Raw genomic sequence first — 15,252 nt, 5'->3', positions numbered from 1 at the left:
CAGCCCAAATGTAGAAGGTTTTATTCGTGTGAATTTGAAAGACCAGCTCCTTAGCTTTGTGAAGGCATCGGGCCTTTTGATAGCGAGCTATTCCGCGTTGTATGGTTTTGGGGTTTCGACGCTGGTTGTTATTGCTGCCTTTGCTGGTTTTGCTGGGGTTGTTTTTATACATGACGGCCACCGGATTTGGCGGAACCTCCGATTCGGTGTACTACCAATGGGCGGCCCATACCTGGCGCGAAAGCGGGCAACTCCTGGCCCCCGACGGGCGGCCCTACCGCTACTGGGGGCCTTTGTACCCGCTGCTGCTGGCTTGGTTTTACGGTCCGGCGGGGGTGCGGGTGCTGCACGGGGCCGCGCTGCTTAGTTACCTGGGGCTTTGGACGCGGATAGGCGAGCGGCTGTTGCCGGCTGGGCGCCGTGGGTGGCTGCCGTGGCTGCTGGCGCTGAGTGCGGCGCTACTGGTGCCGGCCAAGTACGTGTGGTCGGAAACGGTGTTTGGGGCGTTGGGGGCGGTTTATTTCTGGGCCCTGCTGAACTGGACCCGGCAAAAACAGCTAGGCTGGCTATGGGTGGCCACGGCGGCAGGGTTTCTGCTGCCGCTGCAGCGCACGGCGGGTTTGTTTTTGCTGGCCGGGGCCTGGGCGGGGTTGGTGCTCACGGGGCAATGGCAGGGAAAGTGGCGGCCGCTGCTATTGCACGCGGTGGGCTGCGTGATAGGTGGCCTGGCCTGGAATTATTACGCCGAGGTGTTGGCGGGGCCCAAGCTTTACCAAGCCACGCGGCCCTGGGATGCCCTGGGTTCGGTGGCCGACTACGGCTTTGTGCTGGTGCGGTGGCTGCTGCCACTGGGAGCTTCGTGGCGAGACGCGCTGCCGGGCCTGTGGGCGGTAGCGCTGCCGGTGCTACTGGCTTGCCTGTTTCCTTATAAAAAAGCAGAAAAGCAGGTTGGCGCCCCTTTGCCCGCCGAAACGGGTGGAGCAAGGGCTCGGGCGGAACTGCGAATGTTGTGGTGGGCGGTACTGGTGAACATCGCAGCCCTGCTGCTGGCCACGGGGGCCTTGCGCGCGGCCACGGGGCCCCACAATGCCGAGCGTTATTGCGCGGCGCTGGTGGGGCCAGTGGTGCTGCTGGTGCTGGCGCGCTGGCCAAATGCTGCGGAACTTCCGAGTCGGTACGAAAAGTCGTTTCGCTGGCTGGGAAGGAGTGTGCTTGCCGTATGGTTGGCCTATTCGGCGGTGCGGGCCGGGCACAATGCGCTGCAGTTGCGGGCCCGGCCGGCCATGCCGTGGCCGGATGCTACGGGGCAGGGCCGGCTTGTGAAATAAAAGTAGCCACAGCAAAAAGGGCAAACCCGCTTGCCTATCAGGCTTTGGCGTAAGTGAATTTGTCTTTCCAGCGTTCCAGGGGGGCTTCCAACCAGGCCCAGGAAGCTGCCGCCATGGCCAGCAGCAGGGGCGTCAGCACCAGCACCGTTGGTATGGGGGCCAGCCAGAACTCGCGTAAGGCCGGCCCACTTGCCATGGTGGCCGGAAATAGTCGAAAAATGGCGCGTTGGAAGAACACGGGCAGCAGCAGGTGGTAGAGGTAGCAGCCGTAGCTGCGGCGGCCCACCCATTGCAACACCGGGTGCAGCAGGAAGCCATTGCGCGGCTGGTAGTCGGCATCTGGGGTGCGCAGTACCCAGGCCAGCGTGAGGAACCCGGCTACACTGCCCAGGCTAGTGTACGTCAGCAGCCACAGTTCCTGATTTTCCGAGCCTATCAGGTGCGTGAGGCCCCACAGGCTTACCCAAATGGCCCATGCTAGCACCACCCAGGGGCCGCGCGCAAGGGCCTGCACCCTCGGCCGGTGCTCCACGATGCGCAGCACGGCGCCAGTGGCAAACATGTCGAGGCAGGCGGGCAGCAGCACCAGCACGAAGCCCGACGTAAACCAAGCAGTCCAAACCGCCCGAAACAGCAGACCCGCCGCTGCTAACGCCAGAAAGGGGGCTACCCGGCGTCCCAGCAAGCCCAGCAGCAGGGGCCACACCAGGTAAAACTGCTCATCGACGGCCATGGTCCAGTAGTGGCCCACGCCCTCGCCCCAGTGCTGCAGGCGGTAAAATAGCAGGTTGGAAAACGGCAGTACAAACCAGCCCGGGTACTGGTGCAGCGTGGCCAGTGGCAGCGCGGCGCCCAGGGCCAGCGCCAGGTAGTAGGGCGGCAGGATGCGCAGCACCCGCCGCGCATAGAACGTGCGCAGGCGCCGGCCCCAGCCCGCGGGCGCCCCGGGGTGCACCTGCTGCTTCCAGACGATGCCCGAAATCAGGTAGCCGCTGAGCACGAAAAAGGTGATGCGCCCCATTTCGCCCACCGGAAACGGCAGGTGCGTCCAGTGCCCGAGGATGACCAGCCACACCGCAATGGCGCGCAGGCCGTTGAGCGTGGGGCGGTAGAGCAGGGGCGAAGCCGGGAGCGCAGTGCTGGAAGGAATCAAAACAAAAACGTCATGCTGAGCGAAGTCGAAGCATCTCGCGTGCGCAACGCAATTAGTTACTGCTGCACGCGAGATGCTTCGACTTCGCTCAGCATGACGTTCTTCTAAAAGACTTTATTTACCAAAAGGCCTTAGCCCATGGTGTGGTACACGGCCTGCACGTCGTCGTCTTCCTCAAACTTTTCGATGAGCTTTTCGACTTCTTCGGCCTGCTCGTCGGTGAGGCTTACGGTGGTATTGGGCACGCGCTGCAAGGTGGCGCTCACCACGTTGAGGCCCTTGCCGTCGAGGGCTTTTTGCAGCTGGCCGAAATCGGTGAAGGCCGACTCTACGACAATGTACTGGTGCTCGGCGCCGTGCTCGTCTTCCTCGGTGGTTTCGTACACGTCTTCGGCTCCGAAGTCAATCAGCTCCAGCTCCAGCTCGTCGCGGTCGAGACCGGCGGCGTCGAGCTTAAATACGCCCTTGCGGGTGAAGGTATAGTCCGACGAGCCGGCGGTGCCCAGGGCGCCGTTGCCGCGGTTGAAGTACATGCGCACGTTGCTCACGGTGCGGGTGGGGTTGTCGGTGGCGGTTTCCACCACGATGGCCACGCCGTGGGGGCCGTAGCCTTCGTACACTACTTCCTGGTAGTCTTTCTCGTCCTTGCCGGTGGCGCGCTTGATGGCGGCTTCCACCCGGTCCTTAGGCATGTTCACGCCCTTGGCGTTTTGCATGGCCGTGCGCAGGCGGGCGTTGGTGTCGGGGTTGGGGCCGGATTCCTTCACGGCCATCACGATTTCTTTGCCAATGCGGGTGAAGTCTTTCGACATTCGGTCCCACCGCTTCATTTTGCGGCCTTTGCGAAATTCAAACGCGCGTCCCATAGGGGGTCAATTAACTAAGTAACAAGGAGCTATTTACGATGCCGTGCCGGCTACCGCGCAGGCGGAAAAGCGGAAACGGGCCGCAAGTTAGCCAGAACAAACGAGGGCAGCCAAATACGGCGCGCAACCCGGCTTATTTGCGCTTGGTCGCTGATTTTGCGCGGGCCTTGGGCGACTTGCCGGGGGCTTTGGGGGGCGTAGCCACCAGCTCGTACTCGCCCCGATTGCCCACAGGGTAGCCAAAAATGGTGATGCTGAGGCGCCGCGTGTCGGGCTGGAAACGAAAGGTGCCGCGCTGCACGTCGCTGCCTTTCAAGTCGCTGAACGCAAACCGGATGCTGTCGCCCGTCAGGATATAGGTGCCGGTTTGGTTGAAATAATAGGGCTTGCCCGAGGCCACGATGCTCAGGTGCTTTTCGTAGCCGCCGTCGGCGCGCAGGGTGAGGGTACCGCCCACGCCGCTCACCCGCGTGGGCGGGCCCGCGCTGGTGGTGTCGTACACGGTATAGGCGGTATAGGTGTAGGTGCTATAGAAAGTTGGCGGTACCGGGTCGGTGGTTTGGGCCTTTGATGGGCTCACACAAAACAGGCCAGCAAGCAGCGGGACAAGCAGAAAAATGCGCATAGAAATAGTAGAAACAGGGCCGCCGGCATTTTCGCATTTGCCAAGGGCTTGTGTTGCGAAGGTAAACCCGCGGCCGGCTCCTGGGCCCGCCGCGGGTTTGGCAAAAACAGAGCCGGCAATGTTTATTTACTTGAATAAATAAGAGCAATTTTCAAACCAGCTGCCGCGAAATGGAAACGAACTTCATTAGCGAAAGATTACCCGCGACGGTCCAGCACTTTGTTGCCTGCGTCCAACGCTTCACCAGTGGCGTCGTCTGGCTTGTGCTCATAGCGGCAGGCCCCGCGCTGGCAGCTCCGTCCCCGCCCGATACGGCGCAGGTGCGGGCGCTGCTGCACCAGGCCCAGAACCTGCTGCGGGCCGGCCAGCACGAGGCCGCGCAGCCCCTGTTGCAACAGGCCCAGGGCCTGGCGCACCGCCTGCATTTTGCGCCCGGCGAAATTGAAAGCTTGCGCGTGCTGGGCAAGGCCCAACTGGTGCACGGCAGCTTCGCCGAGGCCCGCGCCTACCTCGCGCAGGGCGTGGCCCTGGCCCGGCGCACACCCGGCCAGCCGCACCTGGCCGATGTGCTGCTTACCCTGGGGCAGGTGGCCAACGAGCAGGACGACTACCCCGGCGCCCTGCGCGCCTGCGAGGAAGCCCTGCGCCTCTACCACGCGCAGGGCGCGCTGCGCGACGAAGCCCGAACCCGCAACGGCCTGGGCATCATTTACAGCAGCCGGGGCGACTTTCCGCGGGCGCTGGCCATGCTGCTGCCGGCCCTGCGCCTCACCCAGCAATTGCAGGACAGCGCCTTGCAGGCCAACTGCCTCACCAACCTGGGGGCCGTGTATTTTCGCCACAACCAGTACCGGGAGGCCCAGCAGTACTTCCGGCAAGCCCTGCCGCTGGTGCGCCGCGGCCCCGACCTGGGCGCGCTGGCCGACTGCCTGACCAACCTGGCGGCCGCGCACCAGCAATTGGGCGAGCTGGCGCCAGCCGAAACGTTTTATAAAGAAGCCATTAAGGTGTCGGAGCAGGCCGGCGAGCGGGCGCAGCTGGGCGTGGTGCTGAGCGACTACGCCCAGCTGCAAACCGAGCAAAAGCGGCTCCCCGCCGCGCAAGCCACGTTGGAGCGAGCCCGCGCGCTGCTGGAAAATTCGGGCGATAATGGCACACTGGCGGCCACATTAGTAGCGCTAGGGCAGCTGCACCAAAAGCTGGGCCACGCGGCCGAGGCCGAAGCCCAGGCCCGGCGGGCGCTGGCGCTGGCCGCGCCCATTCAGGACTGGAGCGTGATGGAAACGGCCGGGCAACTGCTGGCCAGTCTGCTGAAGCAGCGCGGCGACTATCGGCAGGCCCTCACGTATGCCGAGCTGGCCCACGCCGCCCACGATACCCTGTTCACACAATCAAAAGCTGAGGAGATGGGGCGCCTGCAGGGCGACTTCCAGCTTAGCCAGGAGCGGGCCCGGGCGCAGGCCCTGGCCCGCACCGGCGAGGCCCAGCAGCAGCGCCTGCAAGCCCAGCAGCGCCAGCTCTGGGGGCTGGGGCTGGGTTTGGCCGTGGTGGCCGCTGCCGGGTTGGCGTTGTGGCGCCTGAACCGCCTGCTGGGCCACAAAAACCGGCAGATTGAATTGCAACGGGCCGAGCTGACGGAGCTGAATGCGACGAAGGACCGGCTATTTTCCATCATCGGGCACGATTTGCGGGGGCCGTTGCATTCGCTGCACGCCTTCGTGGAGCTGCTGGACGGCCCCCCGCTGCCGCCCGCTAAGCTCAGCCAGTACACCCAGCGCCTCACGCGCACTCTCGACAACACCCTGGCCCTGCTCGAAAACCTGCTGAATTGGGCCGCGCTGCAAATGCGGGCCAGTGCCCCCATCCGGCCCGAAAACTTGAACCTGGCCAGCCTGGTGGAAGAAAACATCGGCCTGCTCTCGCCCGCGGCGGAGGCGGCCGATGTCACGCTCACAAATCGCCTGATGGGGGAGGTGCACGCCTGGGCCGACCCTGCTGCCGTGCGGCTGGTGCTGCGCAACCTGCTGTCCAACGCTATCAAATTTACGCCGGCAGGTGGCACGGTGAGCGTTTCGGCTACCCACGAAAACGGCCTTTGGCAACTGGCCGTGGCCGATACCGGCCGGGGCCTGCCAGCACCCACCACCCTCCAGCCCCTGCGGCCCGAGGCCCTGGAGCGCCGCACCGGCGAGGCCGGGCAGGCCCGCAGCACCGGCCTGGGCCTGCTGCTGAGCCGCGACATGGCTACCCGCACCGGCGGCCAGCTGTGGGTGGCCAGCGCCGGCCCCGGCCAGGGCACCACTTTCACGCTGCACCTGCCCGCGGCCGAGCAGCCCGCCGCCTACGCCCGCTTGGAGGGATGACGGCTGAGCAGCCGCTGCTGCACCACTTGTTGCAGCACGGCGTCGCGGAAGGTGCTGCCCAGCGGCACCTCTGCGCCGCGCACGCGCACCTCCTGGTTGGTGACGGCCTCAATGTGCCGGGCATTTACAAGAAACGAGCGGTGCGTGCGCACAAACAGGGCGGGGGGCAGTTGCTCTTCCATGTGCTTGAGGTTGACCAGGGTGATGTGTACCGTGCCGTCGAGTAGGTGCACCTTCACGAAGTCGCGCATGGCTTCCACGTAGGCCACCTCGGCGTAGTGCAGCTTCAGAAACTGGAATTCGGTGCGGATGAAGAAAGTGTCATCCTCGTCCGTGGGTTCAGGGCTGCTGGTGGCGGGTTGTGCGGCGTCGGCAGCCCGGGCCCGGAGCAGTAGCAGGGCCTTGTCGATGGCCCGGAGAAAGCGGTCGAAGCGCAGGGGCTTCACCAGGAAATCTACGGCATCGAGGTCGTAAGTGGGCAGGGCGTACTCGGGGTGGGAAGTCATGAAGATGACCAACGGCGGCTGGCGCAGGGCCCGCACCAATTCCAGCCCGTTGAGCTCGGGTAGCTCGATGTCGCTGATGAGGATGTCGACGGGCTCGCGGTTCAGGTGCTCAAAAGCGGCCAGGGCGTTTTCGTGGCAGCCGCATAGCGTCAGCGACGGCACACGGGCCACGTAGCTGCTCACGAGGTCGCCCACCAGCGGGTCATCGTCGAGCACCAGGCAACTGAAAGGGGGAGGGGCAGCGGAAGGCATAGGCAGGCAAAATAAGAAGCAGCGTGCCGGTTCTCTGTACCCAGAAACGTTGCTGCGGGCTGCAAGGCATTATTACGGGGACTGAGGAGCAGTGCAAGGTATAGCCCCGCCAGGCTTTGTTATTCGCCGATGCAAAACTCCGTCCGTCGACTTTATAAAAGCTTTGCTAGACTGCACTTAGAAGCTGCCGGTTGGCGGCAGTAGTTTTCGGGCGAACCCACGCCGCTGTTTCCGGCAATTTCACGGGCTGCTTTCCAAGCTTATGAAATCCTCCGAACGCACGAAAGGAAATTTTCTGCTCAAGTGGCACCGCCTGCCGTGGGTGGCCGCCTCATGCCGGCGAGGCACCGACGCAGCTCCTGCTTCGGTCTGGCTCGCGCTGCTGCACCGGCTGGCATGTTTAGCTGGCCGCTGGCGGGGCCGTATGATGGAAAGGGCTGGGAAGACCTGATGGCCTTTCCCAGGGTTCTTGTATGACAACATTTAATCAATGAACAGCATGTCCACTCGCGTTTTCCTTTGTTCAGCCGTGTTGCCAGCGTTGCTGCTGGTGTCGGCTGCGGCTTTTGCCCAACCCGCTTACAGTGGCCCTCCCGGCGCCGAAGTCTACAAAAAAGCGCAGCAGCTGGAAGCGGCCGGCAACAAGGCCGCCGCAGCCGCGGCCTATCAGCAGGCGTACCAGGCCTACATGAGCGTCGACGATTCAGACGGCATGATTAAGGCCCTGGCCAAGAAAAACGCCCTGGCCGGGGCCGCGGCTGCCCCGCGGCCGACAGCCGCCAGTCCCGCGCCGGCCGCTCGGACGGCGGCCATGGCCGCACCCCGCCCTGCGGCGGCTGGCCCTGCGCCGGTGCAGCCCGTGGCGGGGGCCGTGAACGGCGGCCGGCCGGTGGGCCTGTTTTTCATGACGCGCTACTGGATAGCCACCCGCTCCTTGGAAAAATCAACTTACTATTTTGCCCCCAACGGCCAAGTGTACGTCGACCCCAAGGGCTTTTCGGCGGCGGAACTAGCGGCTCTTCCGGCCAGTTCGCGCGGCAGCTACAGCGTGGTGGGCAACAAGCTCAGCGTGCGCTGGGCCAGCGGCCAAACCTCCAGCAGCGAAGTAGAGCCCCAAGCCACCACATTCAGTTGGGACATGGGTATTTTCCTGGCCGGAAAGCCATTTCAAAGCCCCAGCCAGCTCGCGGGTTCCTTCGAGGGGGGCAACTCCATCAGCACCAGCAGCGGTAGTGCTTCGGCGGTGAGCAGCCTCACATTCCGGCCCGACGGCACTTACAGCGGTGGTGGTGCGTCAAGCTTCGGGGGGCGCAACGAGGCGGGGGCTAAGACTTACAGTGCCGGTAGCACCAGCAGCAACAGCGGCCGCTGGAGCCTGAGCGGCTGGCTGCTAACGCTGACCGACGCGCAGGGCCGCACTACCCGCGGCGTGGCCTTTCCGGTGGAACGAAACGACAAAACCGGCCAGGTAACGCGGTTTTACTTCGATAATGTGGCCTACAAGCGGCTCTGACCAAGAAGCCAGCTACGGCGCGCCTAGCTGTTTCCGGGGCCGCTGGTTTGCCCGCTGGAGTTGCCCGCGCTATTTTGACAGCCCTTTTGGGCGTTCTCACCCTTTTTCCCTTTTATGAAAACACCTTACTACGCACTCCTGCTTGCTGCACTAGCAGGCCCGGCTTTTGGCCAATCGAAAACCACAAAGAAGTTGGCCCCACCCGTGGCCACCCGCTCGGCCGCGCCCGCAACCCGGTCCGTTTCTGGCAGCTTGCCGGCCAAGTTTTTCGGCACCTACACCTACACGGTGTACCTGATTTACGAACCCAAATACAGCAGCAAGCCCACCAACACGCGCGGTGTGGGAGGCACCCTCACGCTGGGGTCGGCCGGGCGCTACGAGAAGAAGCTGACGTTTCCGGGCCCCTATGGCACCAACCATTTCGACGAAGCGGGTAGTTACACCATCAAGGGCAACAACATCGAGTTCACCTACTCTGACTCCAAGGGCAAGCCGGTGACCTACGGTGGCACGTTCAATTACAACGAGCCCGCCCTGGCCCTCTCAATGATTTTGAACCAGGAAGCCGATGGCGGTCGGGAAGTTTTTGGGCTGGTGGTGAAGGGTTCGGAAACGGTGAAGCGCACCTTCAACGACGACGGCACCGTGAAAATGGGCGACTAAACCCAAGCAAAGGGTGTATACCAAAGACGCAAAGGGGCGGCACTTCTGCATGAAGTGCCGCCCCTTTGCGTCTTTAGTGATTCGCTACTATTGGTTACAAACGCATTGGCGCTTTGCGACTTCTACGTCAATTAGTCACCAACTCCTCCCCGGTACAGCGGCGGCGGGGTAGGCGATTGGTAGCCTCTGGGCTTTTTCAGCGAAGCATTGTAAGCTTTGCGGTAGGTTTTGGCGGCTTTGCGGTTTTTACGCCGTCCGCCAGTAAGCAGCCACGCTGCGCCCGCCACCAGCAGGCTGCCGCCAATGACGGCGGCCTTGAGGGGCAGGGTGTCTTTGGGTGCGGGCGGGAGGTGCTCCACCCCGCTGGCGTCGGTGCGGGCGGGCTCGTGCACGTAGCGGCCGTGGCTGGGCACGGGGTAATTATCGGCCAGGGCGCGCAGGCCAGCTGCCGCCTCGGGACCGGTGATGACCGGGCCGTGGCCGCAGCCAATGGCCTTAGGCTCCAGGTCGGCCAAGGCTTGCACCGATTGGCGCGCGGCCTGCCAGTCGTAGTTGAACGGCGTGCCGGCGCGGCTGATTTTGGGCAGCCCCAGCAGCACGGCCGGCACCGAGTCGTGGTGGCAGGTGGCGAAGGCGTCAGCACCAATCAGCACCCGGTCGGCGTCGCGGAAGAAGGCCAGCTGGCCGGGCGCGTGGCCCGGTACGTGCAGCCAGCGCCAATTCATGAGGAAAGGCGTGCTGGGGTCGTCGGCATCGAGCGCCTGCACCCGGTCTTCGAGGTTGGGCAGCTGGGTGGGGAAGAAGCGGCTCATAAAAGCCAGCGAGCCGCCCACGGTGGGGTCGCGTGGTGGGTACAAGGCTTGGCCGGTCACGTAGGGCAGCTCCAGCGGGTGTACCACCACGGGCACGTTCCAGTGGTCGGCCAGCTCCTTGGCCGAGCCTAGGTGGTCGAGGTGGCCGTGGGTGAGAATGATGGCTTCGGGGTGGGTGCCGGGGTAGAAGAGCTTGTCGGCGGCGGCAATGATGGTTTTGGCGCTGCCGGGCAAGCCCGTGTCAATCAGCACCCACTCGCCGGGGGTGCCGGTTTCGACGAAGTACACGTTGACAAAGCGCTGAATGCGGAGCTGGGTGACGCCAGCAGCTACGGTATCCATAAGGTGGGCGGGGTAGGAGGGTGAATGGAAAGATGTGCTTCTGCATACGGGAAAACCGGCGAAAAGGAGGTGCTAAGCTCAACCGGAAAAAAATGTTGGAGCGGCTGTAACGAATCGGCCCGACCCAGGTACTCCCTGCACCAACCGCCGCCGAGGTGGCACCTTAATTAAAAAACACATCCACAGCTCACCTAAATCCTTCTCCATGAAAACCCTTTTTTCTGCACTCGCTCTCCACTGCCTGGCCCTGGCCGCCACGGCCCAAACCACTGCCGAGCCCCAGTTTACCAGCACCTGCCAGGAAGGCCGCGGCTGGCGCAACGATGGCGAAAACAAGCAGTTTTGCGAAACCCGGGACCTGACCATGGCCGCGCCCGCTGGCCAGCCCCTGCGTATTGAGGGCGGGGCCAACGGCGGCATCACGGTGCACGGCTGGGACGGTCCCAACGTACGCATCCGGGCCAAAGTAACGAGCTGGGCCAGCACCGAAGCCGAAGCGCAGGCCCGCGTGAAAAGCGTGAGCATTGCCACCGCCAACAACCAGGTGCAGGCCACCTCGACGGAACAAAATGAGCATTACGCCGTGAGCTACGAGGTATTTGTGCCCCGCCAAACGGCCCTGGCCCTCAACACCACTAACGGCGGCATCAACCTCGACCACTTGCTGGGCGAGGTGAAATTTCACGCCACCAACGGCGGCGTGACGCTCCAGAGTCTGGGTGGCCAGGTGACGGGCCAAACCGTGAACGGCGGGCTAAATATCAAGCTTAGCGGCAGCAAATGGGACGGCAAAGGCCTCGACGTGGAAACCACCAACGGCGGCATTCACTGGACCGTGCCGTCGGATTATTCGGCGCAGCTGTTCACCAGCACCAACGTGGGCAGCATCCGGGCCAACATGGCGGTCACCAAATCGGGCTTCCTGCGGCGCGAACTGGCCACCACGCTGGGCAAAGGCGGCGCCCCCGTGCGCGCCGTAACCACCAACGGGGGCGTGACGGTGGAGCAGGTCACGCGCAATTAGGCGCTATAATTAGTTTAGTATAACGTCATGCCGAGCGCAGCCTAGGCATCTCGCGTGGGGTATTAAACCCCTATCTCCTGTCATCCTGAGCGAAGGACCTGCTCACGTCAGAATAAGTTGTTCTGACGTGAGCAGGTCCTTCGCTGCGCTCAGGATGATAGACGGCGCACACGGGATGCCTCGGTTGCATTTGGCATGCGCTTTATGCCGTGACTGTATGCCTCAGCAGCCGCAGCTGAAATCGGGGTAGTCGGCGTAGCCGGGCGCGGGCTTATCGTCGAGCCGAATGAGGTGGTCGAGACGGATTTCCTCGCCCGATTTCAGGCGCATGTACTCCACCTTGTCGCGGATGAACAAGGTTTCAATCACGCCCGAACCCAGGCAGAGCTGGCGCAGGTCGTTGAAATACTGCAAGTCGACGCGGCGGCGCTGGGTGGCGGCGGCTTCGAGGTGGTCGTAGTAGTTGCAGTCGATGGGTTTATAGTCGGTATTCATGGCGAGTTGGCTGGATTAGCCGGAATAGTACGTAATTGCGGGCAACATAATCTACCCGATGTTACGAAATGCAATTGGCGCCGGTGCAGGGCTGGCCATAGCAGTACTACTGCCTTTCTCGGGCCATGGCCAGGTGGGGCAGCCGGCCCAAACCGCAACGGTAACCACGAGCATGCCGTTGCAGTTGCCGCTGGTGTTCTCGCTGAACGTACTACCCCAGCACCTGTCGGCCGATGACTCACTGGCCCGGCTGCATTACGCCCGGCAACACGTGAAAACGGTGGTGATGCGGCAGTCTGGCCGCCGCGATACAACGGATTACTTCGAGCTGGACCGGCGGGGCAACCAAACCCTGATTGCCAAGCCGTATTTCGGCCAACACCGACGGCAGCGCTTCGACAAGCAGAATCGGCTGGTGGCCCTGGACGTGCTGCCCATGCCCGACGACCCGCGGGGCTCGCAAACCGTGTTCGAGCCCGCTAAGCAATTGTATACGACCTACGCGCTGGTGGGGCAACCCGACCCCGTGCTCTGGCAGCAAACGCACCAGACGCAGCGCGGCGATACCGTGACGCTGGACGCGCTGTTCCAGCCCCTGCCCGGCATGGCCGGCGCGTCGGCCCGGCAGCGGCTGCAGGTGCGCAGCTACCCGCTGGGCCGCGATACTACCGCCACGATAACTGTGACTTACGATGCGGCCGACCAGCCCACCGAATTTTTGGCGAACTACGCCGTGAAGCGGACGAGGCTGTTAGTAGAGACCGGAAAGCTGGACTTCCGGCCGGCGCTGTCTGCGGGCGTAACGCCCACGCCCGAGCTGCTGCGGCAGGCCCGCCACCGGCGGGCCCGCTTCGTGCCGGGCAACCGCTACGAGTATGATGCGCAAGGCCTGCTTGTGCGCGCCGCCTATATGGCTGATACCACCGAAGGGCCCAGGCTGCCGTCGAAATCGAGTGCTAAGGATGGCAGTTGGTCGATGACTATGCGCAGCGAAACGCGCTTGTCGGGCTACGTCACGCGCTACGTGCGCAACGCGGCGGGGCAGCTGACGCGCGAGGAACGCAACTATCAGCTGCGTACCGGCACTGCCGACGCCACGGCTCGGCAGCTGTACAGGCCTTCGGTCATCAGCTATGAATACGATGCCAAAGGCCTGCTGCTGCGCAAAACAGACAGCGCTAGCCTGAATGGCAAGCCCTCGGTGTATGAGTATGAATACACTTTTTATTAAGTTGGCTTCCGATGGATTCGAGACTTGGTTGAAATAAACAGTTGGCCAATAGGAGGCGAACAGCTAACGGTGGCGCATCCAAAGGTGGTGCTTTATCTTCGCCGCACCACCCAAACCACCCACTCAATGACGCCCACCTCTTCCCCAACCGCCGAGCTCAACCTCGAAGCCAACTCGCTTTCCACCGCTACCGGCGCTTCCCCACAAAAGCATGACGGCAAGCGCCCGATGTTCTACGAGTTCAAGCCCTCGGAAACCATCAAAGCCCAACACGGCACCCAGCTGCGCTGCAAAACCTGGGAGGCCGAAGCCGCCCTGCGCATGCTGGAAAACAACATCGACCCGGCCGTGAGCCTGGTGTATGACGAGCTGATTGTGTACGGCGGTGCCGGCCGCGCCGCCCGCAACTGGAAGGAGTATCAAACCATCGTGAAGACCCTGAAGGAGTTGGAGGCCGACGAAACTATGCTGGTGCAAAGCGGCAAGGCCGTGGGCGTGCTCAAAACCTGGCCCCACGCCCCGCGCGTGCTCATCGCCAATAGCAACATCGTACCCGCCTGGAGCACCCAGGAATATTTCGACGAGCTTGATAAAATGGGCCTGATGATGTATGGCCAGATGACGGCCGGCTCCTGGATTTACATTGCCACCCAAGGCATTTTGCAGGGCACTTATGAAACCTTCGCGGCCATGGCCGATAAGCATTTCGGCGGCAGCCTGCGCGGCACCATTACCGTCACGGCTGGCCTCGGCGGCATGAGCGGCGCCCAGCCCCTGGCCGTGACCATGAACGACGGCGTGTGCCTCGTCATTGAGCCCATCGACGAGCGGGTGAAGCAAAAGGTGCGAGAAGGCTACGTGGACGAGCAGGCGCGCGACCTCACCCACGCCCTGGAGCTGTGCGAGCAAGCCAAAGCCGATGGCAAGGGCTGGTCCGTCGGCCTTACCGGCAACGCCGCCACCGTGCTGCCGCGCCTGCTGGAACTGGGCTTCCAGGCCGACATCGTGACCGACCAAACCTCGGCCCACGACCTGATGGACTACATTCCCGAAGGCGATATCAACGAAGTACTGGCCCTGCGCGCCAGCAACCCCGAGGAGTTCAAGCGCCAGGCGCTGGCCGCCATCGTGAAGCACGTGGAGGCCATTCTGGAGATGCAGCGGCGCGGCACCATCGCCGTGGACTACGGCAACAACCTGCGCGGCCAGGCCGAGAAAGGCGGCTTGAACGTGCGCGACGAGGCTGGCCAGTTCCTGTACCCCGGCTTCGTGCCCGGATACATTCGCCCGCTGTTCTGCGAAGGCAAAGGACCCTTCCGCTGGGCTGCCCTCAGCGGCGACCCGCAGGACATTCTGCGCATCGACCGCGCCCTGCTCGAAACCTTCCCCGAGAATAAAATGCTGGCCCGCTGGATTGAAAAGGCCCAGGCCAAGGTGCCCTTTATTGGCCTTCCGGCCCGCGTGTGCTGGCTGGGCTACGGCGAGCGCGAGAAGTTCGGCCTCGTCATCAACGACCTCGTGGCGCGGGGCGAGGTAAAGGCGCCCATCGTCATCGGCCGCGACCACCTCGACTGCGGCTCGGTGGCTTCGCCCAACCGCGAAACCGAAGGCATGAAGGACGGCTCTGACGCTGTGGCGGACTGGCCCCTGCTCAACGCCCTGGCCAACTGTGCCAGCGGCGCCGACTGGGTGAGCCTGCATAACGGCGGCGGCGTGGGCATCGGCAACAGCACCCACTCCGGCATGGTGATAGTGGCCACGGGTACCCCCGAAAAAGCCGAGCGCCTGCGCCGCGTCCTCACCACCGACCCCGGCATGGGCATCTTCCGCCACGCCGATGCCGGCTACGAGCTGGCCCAAGACGTGGCCCGCGAGCGCGGGGCAAAGATTCCGTCGATGAAGTAGAAGCAGAGTATTCGCCAAAGGCAGCCCGTCCTGCTGAGCGCAGCCGAAGCATCTCTACCGCAATACTAAAATTGATTAGTTGCCTGGTAAAGATGCTTCGACTGCGCTTAGCATGACGTTTTTATAGTCTGCCTCAACAACAAGCGCAAGCCGAAAAAAGCAAAATGCCCC

General features: G+C 63.3%; 13 protein-coding genes. 7 read left to right on the top strand and 6 right to left on the bottom strand.

The window, feature by feature from the left end; all coding sequences use genetic code 11:
- Positions 1-170: 170 nt before the first annotated feature.
- The gene (locus I2I01_RS02630; RefSeq protein ID WP_196284859.1) at positions 171-1,328 is read left to right on the top strand and encodes a hypothetical protein; all 1,158 of its coding nucleotides are present in this window, start codon (positions 171-173) and stop codon (positions 1,326-1,328) included.
- Positions 1,329-1,365: 37 nt separating this feature from the next.
- Here I2I01_RS02630 and I2I01_RS02625 read toward each other — a convergent pair whose 3' ends face one another.
- The 3 genes from I2I01_RS02625 to I2I01_RS02615 all read right to left on the bottom strand — a co-directional run bounded on the left by I2I01_RS02625 (position 1,366) and on the right by I2I01_RS02615 (position 3,972).
- Positions 1,366-2,481 (bottom strand): acyltransferase family protein, encoded by a 1,116-nt coding sequence (locus I2I01_RS02625; protein ID WP_196284858.1) that lies wholly within the window; start codon positions 2,479-2,481, stop codon positions 1,366-1,368.
- Between the two features lie 131 nt (positions 2,482-2,612).
- Positions 2,613-3,347 carry a YebC/PmpR family DNA-binding transcriptional regulator gene (locus tag I2I01_RS02620; RefSeq protein ID WP_196284857.1) on the bottom strand — a complete coding sequence of 245 codons (735 nt, stop codon included), beginning with the start codon at positions 3,345-3,347 and terminating at the stop codon, positions 2,613-2,615.
- A gap of 133 nt (positions 3,348-3,480) precedes the next feature.
- Positions 3,481-3,972 (bottom strand): hypothetical protein, encoded by a 492-nt coding sequence (locus I2I01_RS02615; RefSeq protein ID WP_196284856.1) that lies wholly within the window; start codon positions 3,970-3,972, stop codon positions 3,481-3,483.
- Positions 3,973-4,235: 263 nt separating this feature from the next.
- On the opposite strand from I2I01_RS02615, the gene I2I01_RS02610 reads away from it, so the two are divergent.
- Positions 4,236-6,335, top strand: a complete 2,100-nt coding sequence (locus I2I01_RS02610; protein WP_196284855.1) for an ATP-binding protein — start codon at positions 4,236-4,238, stop codon at positions 6,333-6,335.
- Here the strand turns inward: I2I01_RS02610 and I2I01_RS02605 are convergent.
- Entirely contained in the window at positions 6,314-7,093 is a 780-nt protein-coding gene (locus I2I01_RS02605; protein WP_196284854.1) for a LytR/AlgR family response regulator transcription factor, read from the bottom strand. The two genes, I2I01_RS02610 and I2I01_RS02605, sit on opposite strands and share 22 nt — an antisense overlap.
- 499 nt (positions 7,094-7,592) lie before the next feature.
- Between I2I01_RS02605 and I2I01_RS02600 the strand changes: the two genes are divergently transcribed.
- Positions 7,593-8,606 carry a hypothetical protein gene (locus I2I01_RS02600; RefSeq protein WP_196284853.1) on the top strand — a complete coding sequence of 338 codons (1,014 nt, stop codon included), beginning with the start codon at positions 7,593-7,595 and terminating at the stop codon, positions 8,604-8,606.
- 114 nt (positions 8,607-8,720) lie between these two features.
- Positions 8,721-9,272, top strand: a complete 552-nt coding sequence (locus tag I2I01_RS02595) for a hypothetical protein (protein ID WP_196284852.1) — start codon at positions 8,721-8,723, stop codon at positions 9,270-9,272.
- A 131-nt stretch (positions 9,273-9,403) separates the two neighbouring features.
- Here the strand turns inward: I2I01_RS02595 and I2I01_RS02590 are convergent, their stop codons facing one another.
- Complete coding sequence (locus tag I2I01_RS02590; protein ID WP_196284851.1) at positions 9,404-10,426, bottom strand: MBL fold metallo-hydrolase; 1,023 nt, start codon at positions 10,424-10,426, stop codon at positions 9,404-9,406.
- A gap of 205 nt (positions 10,427-10,631) precedes the next feature.
- Here I2I01_RS02590 and I2I01_RS02585 point away from each other — a divergent pair, with 205 nt between their 5' ends.
- Positions 10,632-11,450 (top strand): DUF4097 family beta strand repeat-containing protein, encoded by an 819-nt coding sequence (locus I2I01_RS02585; protein ID WP_196284850.1) that lies wholly within the window; start codon positions 10,632-10,634, stop codon positions 11,448-11,450.
- A 222-nt stretch (positions 11,451-11,672) separates the two neighbouring features.
- Here I2I01_RS02585 and I2I01_RS02580 read toward each other — a convergent pair whose 3' ends face one another.
- Positions 11,673-11,945: a hypothetical protein gene (locus I2I01_RS02580; RefSeq protein ID WP_196284849.1), complete on the bottom strand. Its 273-nt coding sequence runs from the start codon at positions 11,943-11,945 to the stop codon at positions 11,673-11,675.
- Between the two features lie 58 nt (positions 11,946-12,003).
- On the opposite strand from I2I01_RS02580, the gene I2I01_RS02575 reads away from it, so the two are divergent.
- Positions 12,004-13,176, top strand: coding sequence for an RHS repeat domain-containing protein (locus I2I01_RS02575; RefSeq protein ID WP_196284848.1), 1,173 nt, complete (start codon positions 12,004-12,006; stop codon positions 13,174-13,176).
- Positions 13,177-13,302: 126 nt separating this feature from the next.
- Positions 13,303-15,081 carry a urocanate hydratase gene (gene hutU / locus I2I01_RS02570; RefSeq protein ID WP_196284847.1) on the top strand — a complete coding sequence of 593 codons (1,779 nt, stop codon included), beginning with the start codon at positions 13,303-13,305 and terminating at the stop codon, positions 15,079-15,081.
- Positions 15,082-15,252 lie beyond the last annotated feature (171 nt).

It is taken from the genome of Hymenobacter properus, assembly GCF_015694735.1.
GTDB classification, from domain to species: domain Bacteria; phylum Bacteroidota; class Bacteroidia; order Cytophagales; family Hymenobacteraceae; genus Hymenobacter; species Hymenobacter properus.
The sequence above is the reverse complement of the archived record's forward strand: the minus strand, read 5'-3'. Positions and strand labels throughout refer to the sequence as shown.

Bases quoted from the DNA above. Each gene is read 5' to 3' on its own strand.
- I2I01_RS02600 (WP_196284853.1), top strand. From the start codon at position 7,593: ATGTCCACTCGCGTTTTCCTTTGTTCAGCCGTGTTGCCAGCGTTGCTG.
- I2I01_RS02580 (WP_196284849.1), bottom strand. From the start codon at position 11,945: ATGAATACCGACTATAAACCCATCGACTGCAACTACTACGACCACCTC.
- I2I01_RS02575 (WP_196284848.1), top strand. From the start codon at position 12,004: ATGTTACGAAATGCAATTGGCGCCGGTGCAGGGCTGGCCATAGCAGTA.
- I2I01_RS02620 (WP_196284857.1), bottom strand. From the start codon at position 3,347: ATGGGACGCGCGTTTGAATTTCGCAAAGGCCGCAAAATGAAGCGGTGG.
- I2I01_RS02590 (WP_196284851.1), bottom strand. From the start codon at position 10,426: ATGGATACCGTAGCTGCTGGCGTCACCCAGCTCCGCATTCAGCGCTTT.
- I2I01_RS02585 (WP_196284850.1), top strand. From the start codon at position 10,632: ATGAAAACCCTTTTTTCTGCACTCGCTCTCCACTGCCTGGCCCTGGCC.
- I2I01_RS02630 (WP_196284859.1), top strand. From the start codon at position 171: ATGACGGCCACCGGATTTGGCGGAACCTCCGATTCGGTGTACTACCAA.
- hutU (WP_196284847.1), top strand. From the start codon at position 13,303: ATGACGCCCACCTCTTCCCCAACCGCCGAGCTCAACCTCGAAGCCAAC.
- I2I01_RS02605 (WP_196284854.1), bottom strand. From the start codon at position 7,093: ATGCCTTCCGCTGCCCCTCCCCCTTTCAGTTGCCTGGTGCTCGACGAT.
- I2I01_RS02615 (WP_196284856.1), bottom strand. From the start codon at position 3,972: ATGCGCATTTTTCTGCTTGTCCCGCTGCTTGCTGGCCTGTTTTGTGTG.
- I2I01_RS02595 (WP_196284852.1), top strand. From the start codon at position 8,721: ATGAAAACACCTTACTACGCACTCCTGCTTGCTGCACTAGCAGGCCCG.